The 1,857-nt window shown below is 67.1% G+C and carries 2 protein-coding genes; both read left to right on the top strand.

Translation table 11 applies throughout. The features are described from left to right. The first annotated feature begins 127 nt into the window (after positions 1-127). Positions 128-1,069, top strand: a complete 942-nt coding sequence (locus RMO04_RS14195; RefSeq protein ID WP_309645422.1) for a helix-turn-helix domain-containing protein — start codon at positions 128-130, stop codon at positions 1,067-1,069. Between the two features lie 123 nt (positions 1,070-1,192). Further along, positions 1,193-1,857: carotenoid oxygenase family protein (locus tag RMO04_RS14190; RefSeq protein WP_309645421.1), on the top strand; the 665-nt coding region annotated here is incomplete at its 3' end.

The raw sequence follows: 1,857 nt of genomic DNA, 5'->3' as shown, positions 1-1,857 counted from the left end.
GAGATCCTGCGTGATTTGGCCGGCCGGCAGCTCGGCTTCTGACCGCAGCTTGAGATTGCGAACTTCAGGGACCCGCCGAGAGGCTGGACACCCCTGAGGGGCGCCTATAGGCCTTAGTTGGAGAGCCATGGCGCGCACGCGGAAAATCCTACGCAGCTCGGTGAATCGAGCACTGAACGCCATCGGCGACCGATGGAGTCAGCTCATCCTCGAAGAGGCGTTCCGCGGCGCCACCAGATTCGAGGATTTCCGCGCGCGCACCGGCGCCCCACGCAACACCCTGTCCAATCGCCTGCGCAGCCTGGTCGCCAACGGCATCTTCGAGCAGCGCGCGCATCGGGAGGGCGCCACTCGGCAGGCGTACCACCTGACGGAAATGGGCCGGGGCCTGTTCGATTCCGTGCTCATCGCCTGGTGCTGGGGCATTCGCTGGGACGAGGTCTCGCCCAATGGCCCGGCCGGCCTGGTGCACTCGGTGTGCGGGCGATCGATGCTCCCGCAAATGGTCTGCGACCACTGCGGCGGCGACATCTCCCTGCATAGCTGCAGCCATCGTCCCGGCCCCGGAGCTGGCTTCGAGGAGATGGAGGTGACCCGCCTCCACCGTCGCCGACAGCCCGGCGGCGGCGAGGAGGCGGCGCGCCCGCCGTCCGATGTGGTGGACATGACCGGCGACCGCTGGACCGGGATGGTGATCTCCACCCAGTACTTCGGTATTCACCGCTTCGACGACATCCAGGCCAACCTCGACATCGCCACCAACATCCTCACCGACCGCCTGCGCGCCCTGGTGGCCAACGGCGTCTTCGAGCGCCGTCTCTACGAGATGTCGCCGCCGCGCTACGAGTACTGGCTGACCAAGAAGGGCAAGGACCTCTATCCGCACGCCCTGGCCCTGCTGCTCTGGGCCGACCACTGGCTGGCGGACGCGTCAGGCCCGCCGGTCGAGGTGATCCACAACGCCTGCGGCAAGCTGGTCGAGGCGAGCGTTGTCTGCAGCGAGTGCAAGGTCCCGCTCGAACCGCAAACCGTCGCCGAGCGGCGCCCGCGGGAGCGCGCGAAGACCTAGTTCCCGTTCGATCCGTCATACTGATGCGACGGAAGCGCCAAGTCACTTGCACAACAAGACCATGGTGCTAGGCTGAACTCAAGAGCGGTCGCGCCGGCCGCCGATGATACTTGGAGAGCTCTCTTGAAGATGGAGCGCCTGCCGCCGGTCCAGACATCCCTGCGGCCCAGCAACCACCCCTATCTGACCGGCGCCTGGACGCCGCTGCATGAGGAGGTGAACGCCGAGAACCTGGAGGTCCTCGAGGGCGCGATCCCGACCGATATCGACGGCGTCTACATCCGCAACACCGAGAACCCCGTTCAGCAACCTCTGGGCCGCCACCATCCGTTCGACGGCGACGGCATGGTCCACATGATCAGCTTCCGCGAAGGCCGCGCCGACTACCGCAACCGCTTCGTGCGGACCCGCGGGTTCGAGGCCGAGCAGGAGGCCGGCCAGGCGCTGTGGGGCGGCCTCATGGACGGACCGGAGGTGTCCCTGCGTCCCGGCTTCGGCGCGCATGGCGGCCTGAAGGACTCATCGAGCACCGACGCCGTGGTCCATGCCGGCAAGATCGTCTCGACCTTCTACCAGTGCGGCGAGGCCTATTGGCTGGATCCGGAGACCCTGGAGCAGGGCGGCGTCGCCAGCTGGGGTCCCCTGGACGGCGTCAGCGCCCACACCAAGGTCGACGAGGCCACAGGTGAGCTGCTGTTCTTCAACTACTCCAAGCACGCGCCCTACATGCACTACGGCGTGGTCGATCGGCACGGCAAGCTACTCCACTACGTGCCCGTGCCCCTGCC

This window comes from Phenylobacterium sp., from assembly GCF_031412415.1.
In the GTDB taxonomy this organism is placed as follows: Bacteria; Pseudomonadota; Alphaproteobacteria; order Caulobacterales; family Caulobacteraceae; genus Phenylobacterium.
The sequence above is the reverse complement of the archived record's forward strand: the minus strand, read 5'-3'. Positions and strand labels throughout refer to the sequence as shown.

Bases quoted from the DNA above. Each gene is read 5' to 3' on its own strand.
- RMO04_RS14195 (WP_309645422.1), top strand. From the start codon at position 128: ATGGCGCGCACGCGGAAAATCCTACGCAGCTCGGTGAATCGAGCACTG.